Origin of the sequence: Brevibacterium aurantiacum (genome assembly GCF_003932995.1) — a bacterium.
Lineage (GTDB): Bacteria > Actinomycetota > Actinomycetes > Actinomycetales > Brevibacteriaceae > Brevibacterium > Brevibacterium aurantiacum.
Window position 1 is genome coordinate 3,170,499 of the sequence record NZ_CP025333.1, and the last position, 24,832, is coordinate 3,195,330.

Annotated in this window: 23 protein-coding genes; 13 read left to right on the forward strand and 10 right to left on the reverse strand. The window is 62.4% G+C overall.

The window, feature by feature from the left end; all coding sequences use genetic code 11:
- The first annotated feature begins 147 nt into the window (after positions 1 to 147).
- Genes CXR25_RS14645 through CXR25_RS14660 form a run of 4 tightly spaced genes read left to right on the forward strand, consistent with a single transcriptional unit; the run spans position 148 to position 4,868 of the window.
- The gene (locus CXR25_RS14645; protein ID WP_125240727.1) at positions 148 to 1,119 is read left to right on the forward strand and encodes a glycosyltransferase family 2 protein; all 972 of its coding nucleotides are present in this window, start codon (positions 148 to 150) and stop codon (positions 1,117 to 1,119) included.
- Complete coding sequence (locus CXR25_RS14650; protein WP_125240728.1) at positions 1,119 to 2,624, forward strand: polysialyltransferase family glycosyltransferase; 1,506 nt, start codon at positions 1,119 to 1,121, stop codon at positions 2,622 to 2,624. Before CXR25_RS14645 ends, CXR25_RS14650 begins: the two co-directional genes overlap by 1 nt.
- Complete coding sequence (locus CXR25_RS14655; protein WP_069600730.1) at positions 2,621 to 3,619, forward strand: polysialyltransferase family glycosyltransferase; 999 nt, start codon at positions 2,621 to 2,623, stop codon at positions 3,617 to 3,619. The genes CXR25_RS14650 and CXR25_RS14655 overlap by 4 nt, the downstream gene beginning before the upstream one ends.
- Positions 3,606 to 4,868, forward strand: a complete 1,263-nt coding sequence (locus tag CXR25_RS14660) for a DUF6716 putative glycosyltransferase (RefSeq protein WP_241212339.1) — start codon at positions 3,606 to 3,608, stop codon at positions 4,866 to 4,868. The genes CXR25_RS14655 and CXR25_RS14660 overlap by 14 nt, the downstream gene beginning before the upstream one ends.
- A 27-nt stretch (positions 4,869 to 4,895) precedes the next feature.
- On the opposite strand, the gene CXR25_RS14665 is transcribed toward CXR25_RS14660, so the two are convergent.
- Positions 4,896 to 5,408: a GtrA family protein gene (locus tag CXR25_RS14665; protein ID WP_083248804.1), complete on the reverse strand. Its 513-nt coding sequence runs from the start codon at positions 5,406 to 5,408 to the stop codon at positions 4,896 to 4,898.
- Positions 5,409 to 5,490: 82 nt separating this feature from the next.
- Positions 5,491 to 6,681 carry a hypothetical protein gene (locus CXR25_RS14670; RefSeq protein ID WP_101620868.1) on the reverse strand — a complete coding sequence of 397 codons (1,191 nt, stop codon included), beginning with the start codon at positions 6,679 to 6,681 and terminating at the stop codon, positions 5,491 to 5,493.
- Positions 6,682 to 7,150: 469 nt separating this feature from the next.
- Here CXR25_RS14670 and CXR25_RS14675 point away from each other — a divergent pair, with 469 nt between their 5' ends.
- The 5 genes from CXR25_RS14675 to CXR25_RS14695 all read left to right on the forward strand — a co-directional run bounded on the left by CXR25_RS14675 (position 7,151) and on the right by CXR25_RS14695 (position 11,369).
- Entirely contained in the window at positions 7,151 to 8,119 is a 969-nt protein-coding gene (locus CXR25_RS14675) for a methionine ABC transporter ATP-binding protein (RefSeq protein WP_069600733.1), read from the forward strand.
- Positions 8,119 to 8,793 carry a methionine ABC transporter permease gene (locus CXR25_RS14680; protein ID WP_125240729.1) on the forward strand — a complete coding sequence of 225 codons (675 nt, stop codon included), beginning with the start codon at positions 8,119 to 8,121 and terminating at the stop codon, positions 8,791 to 8,793. Before CXR25_RS14675 ends, CXR25_RS14680 begins: the two co-directional genes overlap by 1 nt.
- A gap of 91 nt (positions 8,794 to 8,884) precedes the next feature.
- A complete protein-coding gene (locus tag CXR25_RS14685; RefSeq protein ID WP_125240730.1) occupies positions 8,885 to 9,721 on the forward strand; it encodes a MetQ/NlpA family ABC transporter substrate-binding protein in 837 nt (278 codons plus the stop codon).
- A gap of 228 nt (positions 9,722 to 9,949) precedes the next feature.
- A complete protein-coding gene (locus CXR25_RS14690; protein WP_125240731.1) occupies positions 9,950 to 10,723 on the forward strand; it encodes an NAD(P)-binding domain-containing protein in 774 nt (257 codons plus the stop codon).
- 82 nt (positions 10,724 to 10,805) lie between these two features.
- Positions 10,806 to 11,369, forward strand: a complete 564-nt coding sequence (locus CXR25_RS14695; protein WP_125240732.1) for an antibiotic biosynthesis monooxygenase — start codon at positions 10,806 to 10,808, stop codon at positions 11,367 to 11,369.
- Positions 11,370 to 11,432: 63 nt separating this feature from the next.
- Here CXR25_RS14695 and CXR25_RS14700 read toward each other — a convergent pair whose 3' ends face one another.
- On the reverse strand, positions 11,433 to 13,223 hold the full coding sequence (locus CXR25_RS14700; protein WP_101620864.1) for a formate--tetrahydrofolate ligase: 1,791 nt from the start codon (positions 13,221 to 13,223) through the stop codon (positions 11,433 to 11,435).
- Between the two features lie 235 nt (positions 13,224 to 13,458).
- On the reverse strand, positions 13,459 to 14,406 hold the full coding sequence (gene galE / locus CXR25_RS14705; RefSeq protein ID WP_101620863.1) for a UDP-glucose 4-epimerase GalE: 948 nt from the start codon (positions 14,404 to 14,406) through the stop codon (positions 13,459 to 13,461).
- 108 nt (positions 14,407 to 14,514) lie between these two features.
- On the opposite strand from galE, the gene CXR25_RS14710 reads away from it, so the two are divergent.
- Positions 14,515 to 15,696 (forward strand): NUDIX hydrolase, encoded by a 1,182-nt coding sequence (locus CXR25_RS14710; protein ID WP_101620862.1) that lies wholly within the window; start codon positions 14,515 to 14,517, stop codon positions 15,694 to 15,696.
- Positions 15,697 to 15,952: 256 nt separating this feature from the next.
- Here CXR25_RS14710 and lhgO read toward each other — a convergent pair whose 3' ends face one another.
- Both lhgO and CXR25_RS14720 read right to left on the reverse strand, forming a co-directional pair.
- A complete protein-coding gene (gene lhgO / locus CXR25_RS14715) occupies positions 15,953 to 17,158 on the reverse strand; it encodes an L-2-hydroxyglutarate oxidase (RefSeq protein WP_420836559.1) in 1,206 nt (401 codons plus the stop codon).
- Positions 17,159 to 17,295: 137 nt separating this feature from the next.
- Positions 17,296 to 18,828, reverse strand: coding sequence for a deoxyguanosinetriphosphate triphosphohydrolase family protein (locus CXR25_RS14720; protein WP_125240734.1), 1,533 nt, complete (start codon positions 18,826 to 18,828; stop codon positions 17,296 to 17,298).
- 116 nt (positions 18,829 to 18,944) lie between these two features.
- On the opposite strand from CXR25_RS14720, the gene CXR25_RS14725 reads away from it, so the two are divergent.
- Positions 18,945 to 19,487, forward strand: a complete 543-nt coding sequence (locus CXR25_RS14725) for an STM3941 family protein (RefSeq protein WP_125240735.1) — start codon at positions 18,945 to 18,947, stop codon at positions 19,485 to 19,487.
- Between the two features lie 42 nt (positions 19,488 to 19,529).
- Here the strand turns inward: CXR25_RS14725 and CXR25_RS14730 are convergent, their stop codons facing one another.
- Positions 19,530 to 20,195 carry a hypothetical protein gene (locus tag CXR25_RS14730; protein ID WP_125240736.1) on the reverse strand — a complete coding sequence of 222 codons (666 nt, stop codon included), beginning with the start codon at positions 20,193 to 20,195 and terminating at the stop codon, positions 19,530 to 19,532.
- A 176-nt stretch (positions 20,196 to 20,371) separates the two neighbouring features.
- Between CXR25_RS14730 and CXR25_RS18700 the strand changes: the two genes are divergently transcribed.
- Positions 20,372 to 20,548, forward strand: coding sequence for a hypothetical protein (locus CXR25_RS18700; RefSeq protein ID WP_164513984.1), 177 nt, complete (start codon positions 20,372 to 20,374; stop codon positions 20,546 to 20,548).
- 9 nt (positions 20,549 to 20,557) lie between these two features.
- Here the strand turns inward: CXR25_RS18700 and CXR25_RS14735 are convergent, their stop codons facing one another.
- Both CXR25_RS14735 and CXR25_RS14740 read right to left on the reverse strand, forming a co-directional pair.
- A complete protein-coding gene (locus CXR25_RS14735) occupies positions 20,558 to 21,247 on the reverse strand; it encodes an aminoacyl-tRNA hydrolase (protein ID WP_125240737.1) in 690 nt (229 codons plus the stop codon).
- Between the two features lie 133 nt (positions 21,248 to 21,380).
- On the reverse strand, positions 21,381 to 22,526 hold the full coding sequence (locus CXR25_RS14740) for a hypothetical protein (RefSeq protein WP_125240738.1): 1,146 nt from the start codon (positions 22,524 to 22,526) through the stop codon (positions 21,381 to 21,383).
- A gap of 250 nt (positions 22,527 to 22,776) precedes the next feature.
- Between CXR25_RS14740 and CXR25_RS14745 the strand changes: the two genes are divergently transcribed.
- Positions 22,777 to 23,814, forward strand: a complete 1,038-nt coding sequence (locus CXR25_RS14745) for an alpha/beta hydrolase fold domain-containing protein (protein WP_241212340.1) — start codon at positions 22,777 to 22,779, stop codon at positions 23,812 to 23,814.
- A gap of 286 nt (positions 23,815 to 24,100) precedes the next feature.
- On the opposite strand, the gene CXR25_RS14750 is transcribed toward CXR25_RS14745, so the two are convergent.
- Positions 24,101 to 24,679 carry a DUF421 domain-containing protein gene (locus CXR25_RS14750; RefSeq protein ID WP_206430635.1) on the reverse strand — a complete coding sequence of 193 codons (579 nt, stop codon included), beginning with the start codon at positions 24,677 to 24,679 and terminating at the stop codon, positions 24,101 to 24,103.
- Positions 24,680 to 24,832 lie beyond the last annotated feature (153 nt).

Genomic DNA, 24,832 nt, shown 5'->3' on the forward strand with positions numbered 1-24,832 from the left:
CAACCTCGGCGCAACCCACCGTTCGCTTAGGAATTCTAAGATCAATCGAATGCAAACAACACCGCCCGTCCCACCAGGAGAACGCGTGCACGCACCAGCGCACGCCACGAGCTCCACGAGACCTGAGCACCCCTGCGAAAGGACCCAATGACAGCGCCAGTCGTCAGTGTCATCATCGCCGCGAAGAACGCCGCGGAAACGATCGGCGGGAGCCTGAAGAGCCTGGTCAACCAGCGCTTCGGACGTGACGAACTGGAAGTCATCGTCGTCAACGACGGGTCCACCGATGACACGGCGGGAGTCATTGCCGAATTCGCCGACCGGCTCAACCTGGTGACCATCCACAACGCGGAATCGCGCGGCGTCTCCACGGCACGCAACACCGCGCTGGAAGCTGCCACCGGTGACACGATCACCTACCTCGACGGTGACGACTGGTACGCGCCTGGCCATCTGCGGTCCCTGACGGACTCGATCACCGGTCTGGGCGTGGACTTCGTCAAGACCAACTACCTCATCGTCAACGGCTTCAACCGCAAACTGCGCAACGCCCCCTGCTTCACCCACAACACGGCGCTCAACCCCCGCGACTACATCCTCCCCCACGACGCCTCGACCATGGTCGACTTCCCCGAGTGCTGGACCGGCATCTACTCCCGGTCCATGGCTCAGCGTGGCCTGCTCGAGTTCAACCCGGAACTGCGCACCTGTGAGGATCGTCCCTGGACGTGGCGCCACCACTTTGAGACCGACAGCTTCGCCGTCGTCGACACCGCTGGCCTCTGCTATCGCAAGGGCAGCGCCACCTCGTTGACGGCGATCTTCGACGAACGCCAGCTCGACTTCATCCCCGCGTTCAGGTCCGTGTTCGCCATGCTCGAGGCCAACCCGGAGTTTCGCCGCTTCGAGCAGAAGGCCGTGCGCAACTTCCTCTCCATCCTCTACTTCCAGATCCACAACCGCGGCGCCTCAATGAACCACCAGGTCAGGTCGCAGCTCAACCTGGGAGCGGTGAACACGCTCAAGGGCGTCGATGACGACATCATCGACGCTGCCCTGCACAACTTCGGGGAGCACCGGCTGCCCGTGATCGAGTCGATCGTCAGGAGGGCACGCTGATGACCCAGATCATCCAGGTCTCCACCCAGTACCAGCTCGCGAACATCGTCGCCCTGATCCGCGCCGGACACCTCGGTGGCACCGAGATGCGCCGGATCCTCGTCATCGCCAACAACTCCTTCGCTCCAGAGCTGACTCCCGCCGCGGATGACATGCCCGGATCGGCCAGCCTGCTGACCTGCTTCGATCTCATCGTCGACTGGAATGCCACCATCTGGCCTAACCACCCGAAGACCTTCGGGATCTCCGGCGAACGTGCCCCCATCATGGCGAGATCGCTGCGCTCGGAATGGGCGATCGCGGAGAACGAGCCCATCGATCTCATCGTCGAGTCCCTGCCCGGTCATCCGGCCGGTGTGCTCACCCAGATCTTCACCACCGCGAAAATTGCGGTGCACTCCGATGGGCTGATGAGCTACGGCCCGATCCGCAATCCGCTGTCCCTGCCGCAGTACCAGCGCCTGCAGGCGATCTACTACACCGACCTCCTGCCGGGCATCACCCCACGTCAGCTAGCCGAACACTCCCCCGACCGGGTCACCCTGCCGGCCGCGGACCTGAAGTCGGTCATCGAGGATATGGCCGCCGAGGTGGCCCCGGAGTTGGCGGCGGCCGAACTCTGCGATCCGATCCCCGAGGCTGGAATGGTCCTGGGCCAGTACCTCGCCCAGATCGACCTCATCACTGCCGAGGAGGAGCTGGATCTGCACCTGCAGATGATCGATGAGGTCAAGGCTCGCGGACTGTCGGCTGTCATCTTCAAACCACACCCCACCTCGGCGCGGACGACGACCGAACCATTGCGTCAGCGCAGCCTGGAACTGGGACTGGAATTCGTGCTCGCCGATGTGCCGCTGCTGGCCGAGATCGTCATCGCCACCACCCGACCACGCCTCGTCGTGTCCTGCTATTCCACCGGGCTCGCGACCGCTCGTGCCCTGTTCGGAACCGCCACGGCCGCGATCGGCACCTCGATGCTGCTGCAGGTCCTAGCGCCGTACCAGAACAGCAACCGGATCCCGCTGACCATCGTCGATGCCCTGCATACGGACGGATATGCCCTGCCCGGCGACCTCGACGAGGTGGCACCTGGGCCGTCAGCGACCACCCCCGTGAACGCGAAGGCCGCCACAAAGCCCGCCCGCACAAAGCCCACCGGCACGAAGGACCTGGGACCCCTCATCGACGCCGTCACCTACTGCATGCAGTCCGAGACCGCCTCCTACCTGCGCGAGGACGCGATCGAGTTCCTCGAATCCGCCGTCGGCGGTCAGGACATGAAGTACTTCAAACGCAAGCGTCTGACGAAGCTGGATCTGCCCGGACGCCTGGAGATTCCATCGCATCGCAAGGGGCTCAGCTCAGCCAAGCGACGTCTGCGCACGCAGGCGAAGCACGCTCAGCACACCCTGAAGACCTACGGAATCTCCATCGACGCCCCGAAACTCGTCCCGAAGATGAAATCAACACTGAGCTCACGATTTGGAGGTGGCCGAAAGCAATGATGGCCAAGAAGACTCAACTCACCTCGATCGCCTTCGTCGAGTCGCCCCTGCAGTTCCTCTCCGCACTCGAAGCCCACGAACCTGCTGAAGACCTGCTGATACGGGCGCGTGCCAATGCGAAGGGCATGACGTCGTTCCTCGACGCCTTCGACTCCGCCTGGCTGCCCAAGAACATCTCTCTCGAACGCGTCGGGGCCAAGCCCGGAGTCCTGCGCAAACAGAACTTCGATCGCATCTACATCGGCGATGCCTGCTCCGGGCAGGTCCACAAGGCACTCGCACTGGCCTACCTGGAGCGTCGCATGCCGGAGGTCGTGATCCTCGACGACGGTCTGGCCACCTATTCGACCATCGAGACTCTCACCGCCGCGCGCGGACCCCTCGTGCGTCCGCGGCAGAAGCTCAAGGCTTCACGTGCGGTCATGTCCGCACACGTCGCAGACCGTCTGCGTGGGCTGGCACCGGCAGGGAGGCTGCGCTGGCACACCGCGCTGCCGGTGTCGAAGACCATGCGCAAGGCCTTCCTCAAAACAGGCGCGGAGATCACCCGCCATAAGTTCGAACACCTGCAGACCCTGCCCACCGGCGGCAGCCACCCAAGAGACAACCCGGTCATCGGCTCGGCCCTCGTCGCCGACGGGCTCATCCACGCAGACTCCTACCGCACCTGGCTCGAGGAACTCATGGCCGACGGTCCGATCACCTACTACCCGCACCGCCGAGAGACCGACGAGTTCCTCGCCGAGCTCAGCCGTGACGAGCGAGTGCGCATCAAACACGTCGGTCTGCCGATCGAACTGCGCCTGGTCAATCTGCCGCCGAATTCCACCATCCGCAGCCTGCCCAGCACCGCAGCGATCTCCTTGGCAACACTGAACCCGGACGTGACGATCGCCGTCACCAAGATTCCGGCGGAATGGTGGACCGGTGCCTCAGCCGATAGTCTGCGTAAGTCCCTCAATACCCAATCGGTCAAGGCAGATGTCGATACCTGATGCACATTCGGACGAGTCCATCCGGATCGTCTCCGTCTCCGACTCCGAGTCCTACCTCAAATGGGCGACCCAGCTGCTGAGTTCCCTGCCCGGCGTCGAAGCCCACGTCTACCTCATCGACAGCCCGATTCTGCCCACCGCAGAGCAGATCACCCACGCTATCGCCGGCACCGCCTGGGCCGGCCGCACCATCCCCGTTGTCACCCGCACCGACCTGGCCCACATCATCACCGACCATCACGCCGACATTGTGCTCGGGGCCGCCACCGGGCCGATCGTCGCCCAGCTCTTCCTCACCGCGCACCTGCTCGATCACCGCCCAGCCCTGGTCTCCGGCCTACCCGGAACGGGGCTGCCCGCCAGCAAGAAGGGCATGAACTATCGCCGCCTGATGGATGCGTTCATCACCCATTCCTTCGCCGAGGTGGCCCAGTACACCGAGGTCAGTGCACTCACGCAGGTGCCCTGTGAGATCTACCTGACCCGCCTGCCCATGCTGCGCTCGACGGGGATCCCCCAGCTTGTCACTCCTGCGAGTGCATCCCAGCCCGACGCTGGTGAAGCATCCAAGCCTATGCAGACCGAAGTCCCCCGAACACTTGTGTTCGCTCCGCAGGCCAAGGTGCCCGAGGCGCTCGGTGATCGAGAAGCAATCGTGGCCGCGCTCGCCGAGTTCGCCTCACGTCACGCAGACTCGAACGCGGTCATCAAGATGCGTTCGCGGCCCGGTGAGCACGAAACGCATCACGAACAGCACTCGTACGTCGATATCCGCAAAGGCCTGCGTGATCTGGGTGTTCCTGGTACTGAGCGTATCGAGCTCGGCTATGGTCCACTGGACGACTTCCTCGTGCCCGGTGCCGCGCTGGTGACTGTGTCATCGACGGCGGCGTTGGAGGCCTTCGACCGCGGCATCCCCACCCTGCTGATCTCGGACTTCGGCTTCGACAGGAACCTGCTCAATGAGGCCTTCGCCGATTCCGGTGCCACCGGCAGCCTCGCCGAGGTGACGGCCGGGACCATCGGATTTCCCACCTCGGCGTGGCTGGCCGAGAATTACTTCCACTCCGACGACGGCAGACTTCGTCACCATCTGGAGCTCCTGGCCACACGTGCCAGGGCAGGTCAGCTGCCGAACCGGCGCAGCGCCGTGTGGAAGCAGAAGCGTCTGCTCATCCGCGCCGAGCTGCGCACCATGGCCCCGGCTCCGGTCGTTCGCGCCTACCGAAAACTGCGCTACGCGAGGTAAATGAGGCTGGCCCGCCGGCTGCCTTTTTCAGTTCCGGTCGTCGGGAACCCTGCGGGGCTCGTCCATCTCGACAACGACCTCGGCGGCCGGTGATGCTTCCTTGAATACCCACGTCCGGTAGGCGTAGAAGCGGAAGAACATCGCCAGTCCGACGCCGATGATGTTCGTCGAGATGTTGTAGGTCAGCTGGTCACGCATATCGAGCAGGTACCAGGTCACGCCCAGCGGGATGACGGAGATGACCATTCCGGCCATGTTGACGGCGACGAAGAGCAGGATGCCGCGCAGGTTCGAATCGGTCGTCCGATCCCCGTAGGTCCAGAGCTTATTGCCGATCCACACAACGACCATGGCGATGATGGTGGAGACGATCTTGGCTTTGATCGGACTGCCCTCGAGCAGCGGAGGGATCGAGCCCAAGCCGTAGGCGAGGACGTTGGAAAGCCCCACGTCGACGATGTATCCCAGACCACCGACAGTGAGGAATTTGAACGCTTCCGCCGCGAGGCGCCGCAACCGGGCCGACAATGACTCTTCCATTACAGGCATCGAGTCTAATCGGCCAGGTTTCGGACTCGCTGAATGCCCCCGAACGCGGCGTGCCCGGCGATCACGAGGTCTCTCAGGGCCCCGGCTCCGAAACATCCATGGCTGTCGGGGCTCGCTGGGTGTGCCGCATTGCCAGGACGAACAGCAGTGCGGTGGTGACGGCGAGCGCTGGCCAGAACGTGTACCGGAAATGGTTCGACGGGACGATGGGTAAGTATCCGAACACATAGAACAGCGCCGAGGTGGCCAGCATCGTGATCTCGGGCCAGAAGGTTCTCGCAGTCGCCGTCCGTTCAGCAGCGCTCGTGTCGCGATGTCGCGCGCGGTATCCGAAGGCCAGAAGGACACCTGCCAGAAGGGTCCAGAACCACGGTTTGAAGAGCATCGGGAACGTGTCGAGCGCGAAGTCCTCAACATAGGGCTTGACGATGTAGTCGGCCTTGTCATTGCCCTGCTCGAAGCCGACCCGTGCAGCGGCATGGTGCCAACCAGCCGGCCAGTACTCCACGGCCGAGGTGAAGAAGTAGAAGGAGAACACTGCCGCCCGGTACTCTGCATAGCGGAGCGGATGGGTGATCACCTCGCTCAGCCACAGGTCCTTCAGCGCCTCCTGCTGGGCCATCGGCGAGAACGGCTCCCCAGTCGCGCCCTTGCCGTAGCAGTTCCAGTAGGCGTCCCAGATCTCGCCTTTCTCCAGGCATTTGTCGCGAGCTGTGCTGATCTTGTCCTTGAGCTCGGCCGGGGCATCCGAGGCCTGGAGAGCGCCGTTGGGCACGGAGAACATGACGTCGTCGAGGAAGATCTGCGAGATCTGACCGGTGGCCGCCACGTCCTCCTGCGATTCGATGGCCGCATCCGTGGCTTTGAGGCCCGCACCCAGGACGACGAGAACGAGCAGAGAGGCCATAGCCGTCGCAATCGCTTGCCGAGCGGCGAACCGAGCGCCCACCCGCGTGCCGAACCGTCCCGCGATCGTGGAGAAGCGTCGACTGCTGCGCAGCCGTTTGACCAACAAGTATCCGATATAGACCGCGATCGGGACGATGGCGAAGATGGCGTTCTTCCGCAGCCCGAACGCATACACGAGCAGCCCCAGGGCCGGGATCCAGAGCGGCCACGTCTTCGGGACGAAGCGGGTGATGATGAGGAGGACCACGGCCAGCAGGGGGACGGCCGCCTTGAGGTCGCCGACCACCGTCGCCACCGTGATCTCCTCGTTGTGGCAGGGAACGATCGCAGCGATCCGAATGGTGTCCTCGAACATGCGGTGTTCCCATCGTCGTTCTCGCCCGACCACCGGGCCGAAATCACGAATGGTCAGGACCTTAGCTACTCAGTGATACGGGTGCGACGTGACAACGAAGTGGCGAGAATGCGAACTGCGATGCTCCGACCCCACGGCTTCTGACAGAGTTCGCCCGTTCGTCACCTTTTCAACGAGGTGGTGCGTTCGTCGGCAGCTCCGAGTTGCGGAAACTTCGGTCCGCTTCAGGACACGAGAATCGGCCCAAAACTTCCTCAACTCGACGGACGACTCGAGCACCGCTTCCGCAACGAGGTAGATGACGTTCGCAGCGAACCCTCGTGTCCTTGGTCACGAACGCCCAGTTGTGCGTCCCTTTATGACACCCGCATAAAGTCAGGCGCCGCCATATTGGGATGCTGAATCGTCGGCTTGCTGCTCTGTGGTCTCATGCCGTCCGTCCCCATCCCACCCACACGAGGAGGCGCTTGTGATCGAACTGCGCAGTCTGCGGAAGGTGTTCTCAGGCACCGTCGCTCTGGAGGAGATCGACCTGTCGGTCCCTGCCGGAGAGATCCACGGCATCGTCGGCCGCTCCGGCGCCGGCAAGTCCACACTCATCCGCTGCCTGACCGGACTCGATTCGCCGACGTCGGGCACGGTCGCCATCGACGGCGTCGACCTCACAGATCAGTCCGGCTCCGGTCTGCGTCAGGCCCGTCGCAGCATCGGCATGGTCTTCCAGCACGTGAATCTCCTCGATTCCCGTACCGCCCTGCACAACGTGGCCCACCCGCTGCAAATCGCTGGGGTCTCCAAGTCCGAACGCCTGGCCAAGGCGCGCGAGCTGCTGGAGATAGTCGGCCTCGGTGATCGTGTCGACAACTATCCCGCCCAGCTATCCGGCGGTCAGAAACAACGCGTGGGCATTGCCCGGGCGCTGGCCGCCGAACCCAAGGTGCTGCTGTGTGATGAGCCCACCTCGGCGCTGGATGCCACCACCACGGACCAGATCCTGGGCCTCATCCGCTCCCTTCGTGATCGCCTGGGCATCACCGTCCTCATCATCACCCACGAGATGTCCGTCATCCGCGAGATCTGCGATTCGGTGACCCTGTTGGCCGATGGTCGGGTGGCCAAGACAGGCACCCTCGCCGAGGTCATCTCCGAGCCCGGATCGGACCTGTCCAAGGATCTCGTGCCCCTTCCACCCATCACTTTGGACGAGGCGGACACCGCCCTCGTCGAGGTGTCGCTGGCCGGTACCAGCCTGCCCAAGGTCCTGACCAGTGCACAGTCGGTTGGGGTCGGCGCCGAGGCGATCCTCGCCGGTGCCGTCGAAACCATAGAGGGCAGGCAGGTCGGTCGGATCCGCTTCACGGTCGCAGGGCCGGCCCAGTCGCAGGAGCTCATCGCCGCACTGGACGCGGACGGAATCTACGCGGAGGAGGCGGCCTGATGAACGACCCCACATGGTTCGACAACCCGGCGATCACGCAGCAGATGCTGCCCGCCACTATCGAGACCCTGCTGATGACCCTGTGGTCGACCGGCCTGGCCGTCCTCATCGGGCTGCCCCTGGGGATCTGGCTGTTCACCACATCGAAGGGCGGGCTCAAGGCTCGGCCCGCGCTCCACCGGATGCTCTCGCTCATCGTCGACATCACGCGCTCGATCCCGTTCATCATCCTCATCATCGCCCTCATCCCCTTCGCCCGTTTCGTGGTCGGTTCGGCCCTGGGCTGGCAGGCGACCGTGGTCTCACTGACCATCGGTGCGATCCCCTTCTACGCCCGCCTCGTCGAGAACTCGCTGCGTGAGGTCTCCGAAGGCAAGGTCGAAGCTGCCCTGATGATGGGCGCCTCGAACGGTCAGGTGATCCGGCAGGTCTTAGTCCCCGAAGCGAAGCCCGGGCTCATCGGGGCCGCAACGGTGACCTCGGTGACCTTGGTGTCCTACACGGCCATGGCAGGCGCCGTGGGCGGCGGCGGTCTGGGAGCGCTGGCGATCTCGTACGGCTACCAGCGGTATCAGGCAGACACGATGCTCGCGTGCATCATCGTCCTCGTCATCATCGTCGCGCTCATCCAGTTCATCGGCGACCGGCTCGCTCGCGTCGTCGACCACCGCTGAGGCCGGCCCGACAGCACACGGCCTCATCGATGAAGACTCACCGCATCGAAATTCTCGTCACACCAACGACACACATCACACAAGGAGAACCATGAAGATCAAGCTCACCGCCCTCGCCGCGAGCGCGACCCTGCTGCTCACAGGCTGCGGCCTCGTCGGCGGCGACACCGATTCCGTGGGCGAGGAGGACGGCGGCATCACCAAGCTCACCGTCGGCGCGACCCCGGTGCCCCAGGGCGATGTCCTGCGCTTCGTCGACGAGAATCTCGCTGAGGATGCCGGTCTCGATCTCGAAGTCACCGAGTACACGGATTACACCCTGCCGAACAAGGCCCTGTCCGACGGTGACATCGACGCCAACTACTTCCAGCACAAGCCCTACCTCGACTCAGAGGTCGAGGGCCAAGGCTACGAACTCACCGCGTTCGACCCGATCAACCTCGAACCCTTCGCACTGTTCTCGAAGTCCATCAAGGACGTGGACGACCTGCCCAAGGGCGCAAAGGTCGGCATCAACAACGATCCTGCCAACCAGGGTCGTGCGCTGAAGATGCTCGAAGAGGCCAAGGTCATCACCCTCAAAGATGGCGTCGCCGCGGTCGATGCGAAGCTCTCCGACGTCGAGGACAACCCGAAGGACGTCGAGTTCGTCGAGGCCGATGCCGCACAGCTGGCTCGCACCCTCGATGACGTCGACGCCTCGGTCATCAACGGCAACAACGCTCTGGAAGCCGGACTCAGCCCTGCCAAGGACGGAATCGTCCTCGAGGACGCCAAGGACAACCCCTACGGCAACTTCCTCGCCGCGCGCACCGCGAACAAGGACGATGAGAACATCAAGAAGCTCGACGAGCTGCTCCACTCCCCCGAGGTGAAGAAGTTCATCGAAGACAAGTGGTCAGACGGATCGGTGCTGCCTTCGTTCTGAGTTCCCGGTGAGCGTTTCACGCCCCTGAAGCCCGTCAATGTGGACCCGCGTGCGATTTCTGCGTCAGAATCGCACGCGGGCCCACATTCATGGGTGCCGCTGTTGAGCTTTCTGAGGCGGTGAGGCCACGACGTTCCGATCCCCTCGCTATTCCGAGTTCCGATGGCACAATGCTGAAAGGGGGATTTCCCTCATTCGCGAACGCATCAGTGTCGTTGGGAGCGCAGCATGAGCAGAACAATCGGAATCATCGGAGTCGGAGAGATCGCCTCGGCGATTGTGGAAGGATCGTGTGCCGGTGCCGACCACCCGGACTTCCTCCTCTCTCCGCGCAATGCCGAACGCTCGGCCCGACTGGCGAGTGACTTCGACCGGGTCGAGGTCTGCGAGAGCAATCAGGACGTCATTGATCGCAGTGAACACATCATCCTCTCCGTCCTCCCCCAGCAGACCGAGGCTGTGCTCGCCGAACTCGACATTCCCTCTGATCGCACAGTGATCAGCGCGATCGCGGGAGTCTCAACTCAGACGCTGTCCCCACTCCTGCCCCAGAACCCGACCATCGTTCGGATCATCCCGCTGCCGCCAGTGCGCGAGCGCCGCGGCGTCACCGCGGTCTTCCCCGCCCACGCCGAGGTCGAAGACTTCTTCGATACCCTCGGCGGGAGCGTGGTCGCAGAGACCGAGGAGCTCTTCAGCACCCTCTCGGCCACGACCGCGACGATGTCGGCCTACTATGCCTATCTCCAGACGATCGCCGATTGGCTCGTGGGACAGGGATGGGACCGGAACGACGCCGAGCGCATCGTCCGCGGACAGTTCGCCGGGCTGGGCAACACCCTGGCAACCACCGACGCCTCGTTCTCCGCCCTGGTCGCCGGCCACGAAACTCCGGGCGGCCTCAACGAGATGCTCCACCGCGAGTGGCTGGATGAGGACAATCGTGATGCGCTGGCGGCATCACTCGACCGCGTCTTCGCGCGGGTGACCGGCGCCGAGTGACGCAGTCCGACTGCCCGAGGCTCTCGAGACCACACCCGCCCCCAGCACATAGACGGTCGTGGGATTCGTTAGGATCGCACCTATGCCTCAGCACTCTCCGATCACCGTGTCGATCTCTCGCACCGTCCTGCCCGAGCACCACCGCCGGTTCAATGCGTGGGTGCAGGCGGGACAGGAACTGGCCCGCGAGCGCGACGGATATCTGGGATCCGGGTGGGTGAGAACATCCCCTGATTCGGACGAATGGCACGTGCTCTATCGGTTCGCCGATGCGAAATCGCTGCGCTCCTGGGACGAGTCCGAGGACAGGCGGTGGTGGATCGAGAGCGCATCCGAAATCGTCGAAACCACCCGGGTCGAACATCGCACGGGCATCGAGGGCTGGTTCGAACCGCAGGGTGAGGAGAGTCTGACGATCCCCGAAACGGTCGTGCCTCCGCGGTGGAAGCAGGCGGTGAGCATCTTCCTGCCGTTCTTCCCACTGAGTCTGCTCTCGACGCTCCTCCTCATGCCGCAGCTGGAGAGCTGGCCGACGGTGCTGGCCGTCCTGCTCAACATCTGCATCCTCACACCCCTGATGACCTACATCTTCCTGCCGGCGAGCACCCGATTGCTGCGACCCTGGCTGAACCGGCCCCGCCGGTGAAGCAGCTGCCCATCGCCGAGGTTGCCCGCGCTCAGCGTCGAACGCTCAGTCCCGGTCGCAGGCTCAGAACAGTCCGGTGATGTTGCCGTCCTCGGTGACGTCGATTGTCAGCGCCGAAGGCACCTTGGGCAGTCCGGGCATTGTCATGATGTCACCGGCGATGACGACCACGAAGCCGGCACCGGCAGAGAGCCGCACGTCTTTGACCGCGATGATGTGATCCTTCGGTGCTCCCCGCAGGCTGGCATCGGTGCTCAGTGAGTACTGGGTCTTGGCGATGCAGATCGGCGCATCGCCATAGCCTTCGTCCGTGAACTGCTTGAGCTTACGTTTGACCTTGGTCGGCAGGTCGACGTCGGCGGCACCGTAGATTCGCTGTGCGATCGTGCGGATCTTCTCCTCCAGCGGCCGGTCCAATTCGTAGCTGTACTGCCCCTGTGGTCCTGGTGCCGAGGAACCCGCCGCGGGGGCCTCGGCGTCGCCGGATGCAACGCCTCCGACGAAGAACGAACCGTCATCGACAGCCGCACCTGCATTTCCCGCACCTCCGGCAGCTTCGACGACCGCGGCGGCCAGTGCCAACGCGCCCTTGCCGCCATCGGCCCAGTGGGTCGACTCGACGGCTGAGATGCCCTTCGAGCGCAGATGGCTGATCGCAGCGGCCATCTCCTCGTCGGTGTCTGTGGGGAACCGGTTGAAGCACACGACCGGGGTCAGCCCATAGATATTGAGCAGATTGCCGCAGTGGTGCTCGAGGTTGACCATACCGCCGAGGACCGCCTCGGTGTTAGGCGTCTGCACGTCCTTGACCTCGACACCACCGTGGTACTTCAGCGCACGCAAGGTGGCCACGACGACCACGGCCGAGGGCCAGATACCTGCGGTGCGGCACTTGATGTCGAGGAATTTCTCGGCACCCAGGTCGGCACCGAAGCCGGCCTCGGTCACGGTCCAGTCGCCCAAAGTCATCGCCGCCCTCGTCGCCAGCAGGCTGTTGCAGCCGTGAGCGATGTTGGCGAAGGGACCGCCGTGGATGAACGCCGGCGAATGCTCGAGGCTCTGGACCAGGTTGGGCGAGAGCGCATTGCGCAACAGTGCGGTCATTGCCCCGGCAGCACCGATGTCGGAGACCGTGATGGGTTCACGTGTTCGGCTGTGGGCGAGGACGATTCGACCCAGGCGCTCCTTGAGGTCGGTCAACGAGGTGGACAGGCAGAAGACCGCCATCACCTCGCTGGCGACGACGATGTCGAAGGCATCCTCGCGGGGCACTCCCCCGTTGATTCCACCGAGTCCGACCACGACTCCGCGCAGTTCCCGATCATTGAGGTCGACGACGCGGCGGATGTGGATGCGCCTGACGTCGACGTCGAGTTCGTTGCCGTGGTGGATGTGGTTGTCGAGCATGGTCACGGCCAGGTTGTTCGCCGCGGCGATGGCCGCGAAGTCGCCGGTGAAGTGGAGGTTGATGTCCTCCATCGGCACCACCTGGGCGTATCCGCCGCCGGCTGCTCCGCCCTTCATCCCGAAGACCGGACCCATGCTGGGCTCACGCAGGGCGAGGATGGCCTTGCCGACTTCCGGTTTCGAGCGTGCGAGTTCGTTGAGCCCATCGGCCAGTCCGATGCTCGTCGTGGTCTTGCCCTCGCCCGCCGGTGTTGGGCTCATGGCGGTGACGAGGATGAGTTTGCCGTCGGTGTTGGATTCGGCTGCTTTGTCGAGAACGTCGATGGGGACCTTGGCCTTGGACCATCCGTAGGGGACGATGTCCTCTTGTGCCAAGCCCAGTCCAGCGGCGACATCGACGATGGGATCGAGCTCGGCGTTGAGCGCAATATCGAGATCTATGGTCATAGTGCCATCATGCCGCTTCCCAGCCGGTTTGTGACCAATCGGGAGCTATGAATCTGCGCAATGAGCACCCAGTTCCGCCGACCGCAACAACGCCGTCTAAGAAAGCTCCGCGCATTCGTTCGCCGAGTGCGCGGCCAGAGTCACTAAGGTGCAGTGTCGCTAAACTCTCGTCACCCTGCGGCTCGCTGAGAACCACTCCCATTGGGTGTCGACGCCTGGGGCCGAAGTCTTCACCTCAGGAACGATAGAAGTTCCACGCATCGGTCACGATCTGTTCAAGGCCGATTTCCGGCATCCAGCCCAGCTGTTCTCGCGCTCTCTCATTCGAAGCGACGAGGGACGTGGGGTCCCCGGCGCGGCGCGGGCACTCCTCGGCGGGAATCGGGTGACCAGTGACGGCTCGGCACGCCTCGAGCACCTGCCAGACCGTATACCCAGTACCGGACCCGAGATTGATGATGCGGTGACTGCCGGCTTCGGAGTGCTCCAATGCCAGGAGATGGGCTCTGCCGAGATCGACGACGTGGAGATAGTCGCGCAACGCCGTACCGTCGGTCGTGTCGTAATCGGTGCCGAAGATCTTGCCGGATTCCGTCTCACCTGCAGCGACCTTCAGGAGGTTTGGAATCAGATGCGTTTCGGGGTTATGCCTCTCACCGAATCTTCCACGCGCACCGCCAACGTTGAAGTAGCGCAGCGACGTCGCGCTGATTCCGTATGCCCTGCAGTACGAACTCAGCATGAGGTCGACGGCCAGCTTCGAGGACCCGTAGGCGTTCATCGGGCTCGTGGGAGTGACCTCGGTGATAGGAGAATCATCCGGCTGACCATAGGTCGCCGCAGTCGACGAGAAGACGATCGTGGGGATCTGTGCCATGCGCATAGCCTCGAGCAGTGCGAAGCTTCCGACGACGTTGTTCTCCCAATACAGTTCGGGCTTTTCGACAGATTCACCAACAAGCGACTTCGCTGCAAAATGGAGCAGACCGTCGAACCGCCCTTCGATCAGGACTTCCCGACAGTCGTGAATCCGCATCTCGACGAAGTCTGCAGCTTCGGGGACGGCGTCACGGTGCCCGGTTGAGAGATCGTCGATGACGGTGACGTCGTGCCCGGCGACCACAAGCTGGGAGGTGACTACTGATCCGATGTATCCCGCACCACCGGTGACGACCAACTTCACAGCCTGCTCCTTCGGATACAATCGCTCAACCACTAAATACTACGACGCGCGGTGCAGCGACCGCGAATCCGACGTCGACTTGCAGCCTGGAGGAACGGTGCCCGCAACATGAAGACCATCATAGTCAGCCTACGAGATCAGTTCGTGTGGCAGGGGCGCGCGCACCGTTCGTTCATGGTGGCCATCCTTGGTCTGGTGGCCGGCACTCTGCCGATGATCTCCTGGCTTCCCCGCTACCTGATCTTCGCGATCAGCTTGCTGGGGGTGATCATCGGCATCATCTCACTCTACTGGGAAGGCTCGAGCCTCAACCGTCGATACCGGTCCTTCGAACTGGTCGAACGCAATCCCGTATTCGGCAGGAAGCTGCCACATGATGATGACCTGCCGGACTGCTATCAGTCGTCACGAGGGACGATCCTCTTCGACAGAAAACTCAACGACGATCTTCGAACACAGTCCGATTGGTGTGTCGGAATCCGCTCCCGATACCGCCTTCCCGAAGAGTTGGAGGAAATTGCTCCCTATGTTCTCAGACGGACCAGTGGCGGCAAATGGCATTTCAACGGCCCCTGTGTTCGCATGGCCGGCGACTGCCGCCTGGACGGAAGTCGGATCATTCCCTTTCAGGAGGCCTGCTTCTTTGACCACCTCTGTTCCAATGAGCTGATGAGATGGCAGCCGCATCTAGGCGCAGAAGTCTGGGACCTGCGCCGGAAGTACCTCTACGACACCGACCGCAGGCTCATCCCCCTGGCCAGCAGCGAACTTGCCAACATCGTCGGAGTCTCGACGCTCGCAATCAGCGCAGACCGACAGGTCCTGATCGTCGACCAGAGCTCTCGCAACCATTCCAGTCAGGGATTGAAGGCACCGTCAGGCTCAGGAAGCCTCGAGATGCGTGATCAAAGTGACGATCTCGCGGCTTTTGTTCTCAATGGCGCGAACAGAGAGCTGGAGGAGGAAACCGGTGTCACCGAGGACATGATCGCCTCGTCCCATCTCCTCGGATTCGGCCGATGGTTGGAGCGCGGGGCGAAGCCCGAATTCTTCGGGGTCACACTCCTCACGGGCACTGCGGAGTCGGTCGATCGCGCTCGGAGACAGGTTGCTCGCAGCGAGACTCAGTACACCCGCGATTCGGTCTGGATGGATCTGCAGAACATGATCGAGGCAGATGAAGACTTCACAGCGGTAATGAGCGTTCCACTGGGCTACGGAATTCGGGCCCTGAACGATGCTTTGGAGCAGGACCCATCCCTGCTCGATTTGAGTTCTACGAAGGAATGACGCCGAGGACGGCGCAGACAACAGCGGCCCTGCCAACCGGTCGAACTCGAACTGTGCAGCGAGATCTTCCGTGTGCAGCCGGACCATCAGTTGGACATGATGACACTCGATGACCTCGGCGTAGGTGGCGACGTTCGCAGCCGAGTCCGACGCGGGTAAAGCGGTCATGGGTGAGCTCTCCAAAGTCGCCGCCGCTGCAACAATCCAGCGGTTCCCGATGCACACTGTCTGACCCGGCCCCCTCGCTGCACGCCGTCTACTCGGCCGCGAAGAAATCGACGAGGTACTCCGCGATCGCCAGCGCCGAGGTGGCCCCGGGCGAGGGCGCATTCCGGACGAACATCGTGGCTCCCGCGCGATCGATGACGAAGTCATCGACCAGGGTTCCATCCCGGTTCATCGCCTGAGCCCGGATTCCGCGGGTGGCTCGGTGCCCGCCGGCTCCGTCGAGTGCGGGCACGTAGCGAGCGGCTTCGGCGACGAATTTTTCGATCGAGAACACACCGCCTATCTCGCGGGCGGCCGTTGCCATGTTGCCGGCTGCGAATTTCCAGAATCCCGGGTCAGTCGCGACGGCGAGGGAGTCGGGCACGTTGAGACCAAGTCCCTTGTATCCTTCCCTGGAGAAGGACAGGAAAGCACTGGGGCCGATCATCAGGCCGCCATCGATGCGGCGAGTCACGTGGACGCCGAGGAAGGGGTATTTCGGATCTGGGACGGGGTAGATGAGGCCGTTGACGACGTCGCTGAAGCTCGGCTCGAGGATGAAGTATTGGCCGAAGAACGGCACGACACTTGGGTTCCTGCCCTCGCCTGAGCGTGCGGCCAGTCGGTCCGCTTGCAGTCCGGCGCAGGTGATGACCTGGTCGTATTCCTGAGAGTCGAAATTCGAATGGACGATCGCAGTGCTGCCGGCGCTCCCACTGCGCGCCTCGATCCTCTTCACCTCTGTGGAGAATCGGACCCGGCCACCGCCGCGGCGGAAGTCTGCGACGAGGGCTTCGGTCAGGCCCTGGTAGTCGATGATTCCGGTGTGTGGTGAGTGCAGTGCTGCCACGCCTTCGGCATTCGGCTCCACCTCGAGCAGTCCGTCGCGGTCCAGAAGTTCGACATCGGGGACACCGTTCGCTCGTGCGCGAGCATGGATCCCGTCTAGCCGCTCCACTTCGACATCATTGGTCGCGACGACGACCTTTCCACACTCTTCGAACGCGACATCGTGTTCGCGCGCGAAGTCAAGCAGCAAAGAGACACCACGGCGGCAGAGCAGTGCTTTGAGACTTCCGGGCTCATAGTAGAGACCTGCATGAACGACCCCAGAATTGTGGCCGGTCTGATGCGCTGCGGGCCGGTCCTCCTTCTCATACAAAGTCACGTCTGCACCGTCGTGCTTCTGGATCAGCCCTCGAGCCACGGCGGATCCGATAATTCCCGCGCCGATGACGGCGAAACGCTTCTTCACGCCCACACTTCAACCCCTTAGTCTGCTGCTGCGGATGGTCCGAGACTATTGCACTTTTGCACAACCTGCATAAAGGTCTCGTTGGCAGCAGTCAGCGGGCAGCCATCCTGTCGGGGACTGTCCGCCTGTTCACACGGTCACAGTCCCCGTCCGGCCTCCCAAGGTTCTTCCGAGGCCCCAGTGATCAGTGCGTTGACGGACATGGCCTGCGCATCGGTGAACGAGGCGATGTAGTCGACGACCGCGCGGGCCCGCCCCAGTCGGACGATGGCACTGGCTCCCTCTTCACCGAGGCTGGCCGGATCCCTGTCGTAGAGTTCCTGGTACTCCTCGGTGGCGGCCTCGACCGAATCGAGCAGGCGGCGAGGGATCGTGGTCGCCTCGTCGGGGTCTCGCAGCCATTCGTGGAAGCCCTCCACCAGCGAGGCGATGATCCTCGTCTGCCCACGCTGGTAGACGGCGAGGTCAGAGCGTTCGAGCACGAACCTCGAGTGGACGAACTTCAGCACCACCACGTCGTGCCAGGCGGTGTCTGACAGACGCACATGCCCGCTGCGGATATGCGGTTCGGAGTCGACGACGATGGAGGCCTTGAGCCGATCGATCCACCGCCTGGTGAACGCGGTCACGGCCCGGTCCGCCTCCAGTCCCCCGTCATAAGGTACGGCCAGCAGACCCTCGACAAGATCCCGATTGATCCGCTGCACCGACTGCCGGAACGCATCTTCGTCGGCAATCCACGGGTCCTTCTCCTGTACGTGGCGCCACATCGACTCGAGCGCATGGCCCGGCCTGCGACGGTCCAACTCCGTGTCGTGCAGCCCGGCAAGCTCGCGGCAATCGCTGAGCCACCGGCCCATCTCCGCGGAGACGCTGGTGTACTGAAGAATGTTCGACCGGTAGAAGTCGTCGAGGTCATGGACCGCATAGGCGATGTCATCAGCGACGTCCATCACCGCGCACTCCAGCGTCTGCTGGTGCCGGCCCATGCGCGGGAACACCGACAGTGCATCGTGCATCTCGGCGGTCTCGGTCATGTAGGCAGAGAACTTCATCGCCCCCTGCGACACCTCGTCACCGACTCCCCTGGGCATCTCGGCCGAGCTCAGTCGCTGATGCTGGGTCCAATCGCTGCGCGCCCACGGGTATTTCAGCACCGCGGCCTTGACCGCCCGAGTGAGATTGAGCCCCCGCGCCGTGGCGTCACAGCTGTCCAGAGCAGTGAGGATGCGAAACGTCTGCGCATTTCCCTCGAAGCCGTCGGGCAGGCGCAGCACCGACCGCGAGACACGATCGAGTTCCTTCTCGCCGAGGTGGCCGAACGGAGGATGGCCCATATCGTGGGCTGCGGCGGCCGCCTGGACCACCACAGGATCGCACCCTCCGAGTTCCCCAAGCAGTGAACGGGTGTGTTCGTCGGAGTTGTTCAAGGTGATGGCGATCGAACGGGCCACGGCCGAGACCTTGAGCGAATGCGTCAGCCGGTTATGGATGACGGTGCCCGAACCCACCTGCGGGATGACCTGGGTGACGGCGGCCAGCCGTGAGAAGAAGGGGGAGAATCGGATCCGCTCGATATCGACACGGAACTCGTCCTCGCCGGGTTGACCCGCCTCGGCGACGTCACGGGTGCGTCCACCGTCGTTGTGAAGTTTCAGTCTCTCCGTCATGATGGCCTCCAGCCTACAGAATCGCCGACCCTAGGCGGCATGACAAGTGGCCTTTGGCTATCATGGAGTGTTCCGCCTTCTCTGGCACCACTGACTATTCAGGAGACCCACACCGCATGGCCACACCGAAAAAGGACGTCGACGAATGGGCAGCAACCCTCGCCCAGGGACAGTCCGTTCCCTTCTTGTTCTCCCGCGGCAAGACAGTGGGGCTCATCATCGTCTCCCTGGTCTTCGTGTTCATCGGCCTCCTCATGGCGCTCGGCGGCAGCTTACTGTGGACGATCATCGGCTGGGTCGCCGTCGTCTTCTTCCTGCTCGGGTGCGTCGTTCAGGTTCGCAGGCTCTTCACCCGCGTTCCCGGTTTGACAGTCTCCCCCGAGGGAATCGCCATGAAGACCGCCAAGGCCGGGGTCGTCCCCTGGTCGGAGATCCTCGAGATCCATCCGGTGAAACAGGCCTCGAATGTGTACATCCAGATGGTCATCACCACCGAAGAGGCTGACCGGCAGGCGGCTGCGGGGCTCGGCGTCGGAAAGCTCGCGACCGAGGACGGCGATTTGAAATTGGTGCTGTGGGCCCCCAACGGCTTGGCTGTGCGCAAACCCGAGCTGTGCTTTTGGCTCGAACAGGAACGCGAAGCACGTGCCACCGTGTGAGTGACCACCGAATGACATGACAGAACGGCCCGCACGATGACGTCAGTCCACGCGCTTGAAGGTATTGCGGCCGGTGAACGCCAACCACAGTCCGCCTGCGATCATGACCACGCTGGCGACCGCCATGACGACATCGCTGACACTGGTGATCCCGTCTTCCTTCAGCACAAGACCAACGGCGAGCGCACCGGCAATTCCGAACACGGTCACAGCGGCTCCTATGACCTTCAGTGTGAAGGCGCTTCGCCCCCGCACGATGAGGAGCAGGTATGCGCCGAGAAGGCCCAGCGACCCGATGCCCGCTAAGACCTTGAAGGTCTCTTTGCCTGGATCGCTGGGCGCGGTGACCAGACAGAAGACGCCCAGACCTCCGAGCATCGTCACTGGAATACCGATGAGGAACGTCAGATTTTCGACGGTGGCGACGAATGTATGCAGCGGGTCGCGGACGGTGACCTCCTCGACGGGGGCCCCTACCTGGGTGATGCTCACGGGTTCTGAGTCCCGCTGCCGCTCGGCCCGCTTGAGTCTGCGTTCGTGTCTGATGTGGACGGTGATCGTGAAGATCGGCCACGCAATGAGAAGCAGGAATCCGACGCTGCCCAGAGCAACGCCGAAACCGTGGAGATAGTCGATCATTGCTCCGCCGATGATGACCAGCAGCCCACCGGGGAAGAACATGCACACCAGTTGTCCCCTGAACGTCACTCGTCCACCACGATCCCTTCAGTACTGTGTCCCTCTGTCGAGCGACCTCGCACAATGCTAACCGCACTGCCCACCTGACCGTGGAACTGGAGCACTACAGGCAGAGCGCCGGCCCGCATCCTTGAGACTTGCATCACAGTGGCGTACGGTCATAAGCACTACAGGAGGTGAGACCGATGACTGGAGTCAACGACGATTTCTATCAGCCCGGGACCCATCCAGGCGACATCATCGACGTCTGGGATGAGGAAGCCGGCGAGATGGTCAAGCACATGATCGTCCTCGACGAGTTCGGAAACGGCACCAAGACTCGTCCCCTCTACGAGGACGAGAAAGAGGAAGTCACGGAGTAACCGGGACCTTCACCACCACGCACGCACGGTCTCGGTGGGACCGTCGACTTCGGTGAAACCCGCGTCTACGACGCTCACGGGTCGATCCGTCTTCGCCCACGCTACCTTCGTCGGTGTGACCACGCGCAGATTGAAACCTGCTTCGCGCCACCGTTGACGAACCTCGGCGGGCATCTGCTCGTAGGCCAACTGTGCACCGTGATCGCACTGTGCCGCAGCCTTCCCCGTCGTCAGCGTCACCAGCGGTGAGAGCTCGATCGTCACAATGGCCTGATCGGCGGTGACTGACGTGCCGCCCTCATCGGGGAACTCGGTGCCGCCCACCTGCAGCTTCTTCAGCTCCTTCGGCAGGGGGTCGACCGGTCCGGGAGGCAACACGAGCGCCTCCGCCGGACCGAATTCCTCTGTGCCTCCGAAAGTCACCGACACGCAGCCAAGAGCCCGTGCATCCTCGAGCTTCTGACCGTCTCCGCGGCGAACGACCTTGCGGATCGCTCCGTCGCGCCAGTACTCGACCGCCTCATACCACTGGCCCTCCGGCTGCGAGCGAGGGTCGTCGAGGAAGGCGACAACGGCGCGGGCTGTGGCCTCGAGGACATCGATGTGACGAGCAATGTTCGTCTTCGACCGCCGAACCACGATCGGCAGGGACCACGGAACCTCATGGTCGTATTCGTGTCTGCGCATGTGGACGGTCATGGCGACAATCCTAGCCACCGCTCCCGTGCCTTCAGATCAGTTCTTCCTGCTCGTCGACGATGAACCGTGAAACCAGTTCCCGAGGACCGCCCTCAACAGATCATCCACCGTACTGAATCGATCAACACGGAGCTCAAACTTGAGCGTGCTGGCGTTGAGAGTCTTCCGACTGGATCGTGTCGGCGCATTCAGTCTCCTTCGGTCTGGAGTTGTAGCGCACAATCATGTTGTTCAAAGTCGACGCAATATCATCTCTGCTTTGCTCCCGTGCAAAGTTCAGGTTCTCAGTCGCAAATACGAGGTCACTTTGGGATTTGATTCCAAGTGCGTCAAGACGTTCCAGGTCAATGGTGTTGTCGAGCGTCTCGAACTTATTCAGCACACCAGATAGTTCCAAAGCAATCTTGGTGCGGATGCATTTGCTGCACTCGCCGCAGTTGTAGTCGCCCTTTTTTTGAAAGCAGATTCGCAAGTGCTGTTGGGCCGATGCATTGTCGGAGATCTTCTGCGTCTTTTCCACGCGCGTGGCTTCGGCGCCATCGTGGATGACTTTCAAATACTCTGTCGACCACAGCGGGTCAATCAGAGGATGGCTCCCCCACGGATACTGATCGGCGTAGGAGTAGGACGCTGGAAAATAGAACCGATTGTGGTGTGAGCTGAGCAGCATCACCACTCCTGAGATGGCCGCCCCGTGAGACATCTTTGACCAGACAAGGTGAGGATTGAGGAAGCGTCTGATGTTCGACGCGCCTTCGATGAGCGTCTTACCAGCAGTGTTAGCGGCTGCTTTCAGATGGGCGCTCATCCTCGATCGAAGTTCAGTATCCTTCAGCCGGACGTCGAAGCCGTGGACGAAGAGAATGCTTGAAACTTTGTCGGCATGTTTGTCCAACGTGTAGAAGGAGTCAACACCGCCGGTGAACGTCGACAGAGCCCGTTGCGCAACTTGTATTGGCTCGCTTTCACGGGTTGTGGCAATGATCTGAGCACGCTTCATCTTCTTTGGATGCCACGAAAGGTAGACGTCCTGAACTACTGTGCTGTTCTCCAACAGTTGCTTGGAAACTGGCGCCTCCAACTCAAGAGACTGCCCGTTGGCCATTGCTAAGAGCAGGCCCACAGGCAGCATTGCATCGGCCATAGCTTCCGGCGATGGAGCATAGGTCTTCGGGAGACGATACCGGAGTATCCCCGACGGGGTGATTCCGGACAGGCGGGCTGTCACGACAACCTCGTCGCCCTCATGCTTGAGCTCTGGAGTATGAATCTTAACCATAGAAGCACTTTACAGAATGGCGAGCACGGCTGTTCGCGCCAGCTGCCTTACACCAGCCAGGACCAGCTGTTCGCAGTCCATGGAAACCCACGCCAGAAACGAGACAGACCAGCAAGATTCCTTGACTATCCGATGAGCGCATCCATCTATAAACTTGGTCCGACGGTAGGCTTGGACTGCGAATATCCGCCGATGAAAGCAGCGCATCATTCCTCACATTCCTGCCGACGATGACCTCACTGCGGCCCTCATGGCCACGATCCCTGATGACATCGTCGATGCGATGTCTGCCCAGATGAAAGATGTGCTCGCAGTCCAAGCCGCGCGTGTCGACTCTTGCCGACAGGCCGGGGAAGATGCCGCACAAACAAGCACAAGCCAGTCCAAAACGCCAATCAACTTCGTGGAGACTCGTGCGGAGTACCGCGCCGAACGCTCGTACTGGAACGAGGGCGGGCCGACGATGACCCGCACCGTCGATGACACCATCTCCGCTGCCGGAGTCGACGTGCCCGTTCGGATCCACTATCCCAACGCCGAGGCGGTCCTGCCGGGCATCGTGTTCCTCCACGGTGGCGGATTCACCGTTGGCGACCTCGACACCCACGACCGAATCATGCGCGTACTCGCAGATGCCAGCGGAGCAGCCGTCATCGGCGTCGACTATTCGCTCTCCCCCGAGGCGAAGTTCCCACAGGCGCTGCACGAAAGCGCAGGCGTCGTCGACTGGCTTGTTCGCCGCGGCAAGGAATACGACTTAGACGGTTCTCGCCTTGCGATCGCTGGGGACTCCGCGGGGGCAATGCTTACGGTGGGCGCAGCCCTCCTGCTGCGCGATGTGCCTGAGCGAATCGGGGCGTTGCCCGAAAGCTTCTCAGCGGCGAAGGCCCTGATGTCGTTCTACGGAGGTCATGGGCTCACCGATTCGGCCAGCCGGAGGATGTTCGGTGGAAGCTGGGACGGCATGGGCACCGACGACCTCGACAGCATCATGTCCGACTATTTCGCATCAACTGGAGCCGCCAGGTCGCCCGCCTATGACCGTCTCGGCGCTGACCTCGCGGGCCTGCCGCCGGTCTTCGTCGCTGCGGCAGGTCTCGATCCGCTGCGTGATGACAGTCGTTCATTGGCGGTGAGACTCAGGCGTGCAGGCAATGACACCGTCTTCGAAGAGTACCCACATGTGCTGCACTCATTCCTTCATTTCGGCCGCATCCTCGACGACACCACCGACTCGCTGACCAAGGCTGCAGCCTTCGTCGCCGCACAGCTGCAACCAAAACGGTAACGCATCCTAACCGGTCGACCCCCGCTCAAGCCGAGCCGCTCGGAGCCTCAAGCAGTGATCGAACTTCCGCTTCATTCGCACTGTGACGGACCGTTGACTCCGCGACCACGTATTCATCGTCCCCTGCGAATGTTCGATGAAGTCGTGCAACTGCAGCAATTCAGAGGCGATGAACTCTGATCAAAGAAATTCGGGTCCGGCCCTTGCCGAAAAACCAGGGTCGCACCCACCTGAAGCAAAAGGAGCCATCAACTCCTGGTGAACTGCTTGTATTCTTCTCCCGCGTTCAGCTGTTCTCTGAAGCAAAGTGATCGCTGGAGAACAGTCGCTCTCGTCCTCTGACGCTGACGAACAGATCCGGTTCCATCGGCGGATCCTCGGGGGCCTTCAGGAGCACCGATACGTCACCCGTCACCTCCAGGATCACCGCTCCGACTTGGTCATAGCGGGTCACACCAGCTAGTCGAAGTTTCGACCGTAGGTCGCTGCGCGTCATCTGAGCGATTGTCAGATGCTCCGACAGCACGTCGCTGCCACTCATCAGTACCAGTGGGCTGTTGTCCACGAGCCGCCCTGGCCTGCGATAACGCCGCAACGTTGCCAACACCCATTGGATGGCGAACAGGACTGCGAGACCGACGACTCCGGCTAGGAGTGGAGTGCTGCTGCTCAGCGCTGTGGTGGCCAGTATGGAGCCGATGGCCACAGTTGCGGCCATATCGAAGTTCGTCATCTGCGAGAAGGACCGCAGACCGGCGATCCTGGAGAATAAGATCAGCGCCAGATAGATACCGACCGTAGAAATCGCAACAACGACGAGCGCCTGCCACGTCGTACCAAGGTCGCTGATAATAATTGGAAACACTTACTCTTAGCTGGAACGAACCAAGGCGAAATCTGCGCCCTGGATGATGCTGCTTGACGGGATCCTGGCGGTTGCGACCGGTAGGAGCACCGCGTCACTGCTGGATAGCGAGCAATAGCGTGTTGGCGGGGGCTTCGACGATGTGACGTGGTG

What these genes read in the sequence shown, in the direction of transcription:
- CXR25_RS14645 (WP_125240727.1), top strand. Translation starts at nt 148, where the DNA reads ATGACAGCGCCAGTCGTCAGTGTCATCATCGCCGCGAAGAACGCCGCG.
- CXR25_RS14650 (WP_125240728.1), top strand. Translation starts at nt 1,119, where the DNA reads ATGACCCAGATCATCCAGGTCTCCACCCAGTACCAGCTCGCGAACATC.
- CXR25_RS14670 (WP_101620868.1), bottom strand. Translation starts at nt 6,681, where the DNA reads ATGTTCGAGGACACCATTCGGATCGCTGCGATCGTTCCCTGCCACAAC.
- CXR25_RS14655 (WP_069600730.1), top strand. Translation starts at nt 2,621, where the DNA reads ATGATGGCCAAGAAGACTCAACTCACCTCGATCGCCTTCGTCGAGTCG.
- CXR25_RS14695 (WP_125240732.1), top strand. Translation starts at nt 10,806, where the DNA reads ATGCCTCAGCACTCTCCGATCACCGTGTCGATCTCTCGCACCGTCCTG.
- CXR25_RS14700 (WP_101620864.1), bottom strand. Translation starts at nt 13,223, where the DNA reads ATGACCATAGATCTCGATATTGCGCTCAACGCCGAGCTCGATCCCATC.
- CXR25_RS14720 (WP_125240734.1), bottom strand. Translation starts at nt 18,828, where the DNA reads ATGACGGAGAGACTGAAACTTCACAACGACGGTGGACGCACCCGTGAC.
- CXR25_RS18700 (WP_164513984.1), top strand. Translation starts at nt 20,372, where the DNA reads ATGACTGGAGTCAACGACGATTTCTATCAGCCCGGGACCCATCCAGGC.
- CXR25_RS14745 (WP_241212340.1), top strand. Translation starts at nt 22,777, where the DNA reads ATGGCCACGATCCCTGATGACATCGTCGATGCGATGTCTGCCCAGATG.
- CXR25_RS14685 (WP_125240730.1), top strand. Translation starts at nt 8,885, where the DNA reads ATGAAGATCAAGCTCACCGCCCTCGCCGCGAGCGCGACCCTGCTGCTC.
- CXR25_RS14740 (WP_125240738.1), bottom strand. Translation starts at nt 22,526, where the DNA reads ATGGTTAAGATTCATACTCCAGAGCTCAAGCATGAGGGCGACGAGGTT.
- CXR25_RS14725 (WP_125240735.1), top strand. Translation starts at nt 18,945, where the DNA reads ATGGCCACACCGAAAAAGGACGTCGACGAATGGGCAGCAACCCTCGCC.
- CXR25_RS14660 (WP_241212339.1), top strand. Translation starts at nt 3,606, where the DNA reads ATGTCGATACCTGATGCACATTCGGACGAGTCCATCCGGATCGTCTCC.
- CXR25_RS14690 (WP_125240731.1), top strand. Translation starts at nt 9,950, where the DNA reads ATGAGCAGAACAATCGGAATCATCGGAGTCGGAGAGATCGCCTCGGCG.
- CXR25_RS14710 (WP_101620862.1), top strand. Translation starts at nt 14,515, where the DNA reads ATGAAGACCATCATAGTCAGCCTACGAGATCAGTTCGTGTGGCAGGGG.
- CXR25_RS14665 (WP_083248804.1), bottom strand. Translation starts at nt 5,408, where the DNA reads ATGGAAGAGTCATTGTCGGCCCGGTTGCGGCGCCTCGCGGCGGAAGCG.
- CXR25_RS14680 (WP_125240729.1), top strand. Translation starts at nt 8,119, where the DNA reads ATGAACGACCCCACATGGTTCGACAACCCGGCGATCACGCAGCAGATG.
- CXR25_RS14735 (WP_125240737.1), bottom strand. Translation starts at nt 21,247, where the DNA reads ATGACCGTCCACATGCGCAGACACGAATACGACCATGAGGTTCCGTGG.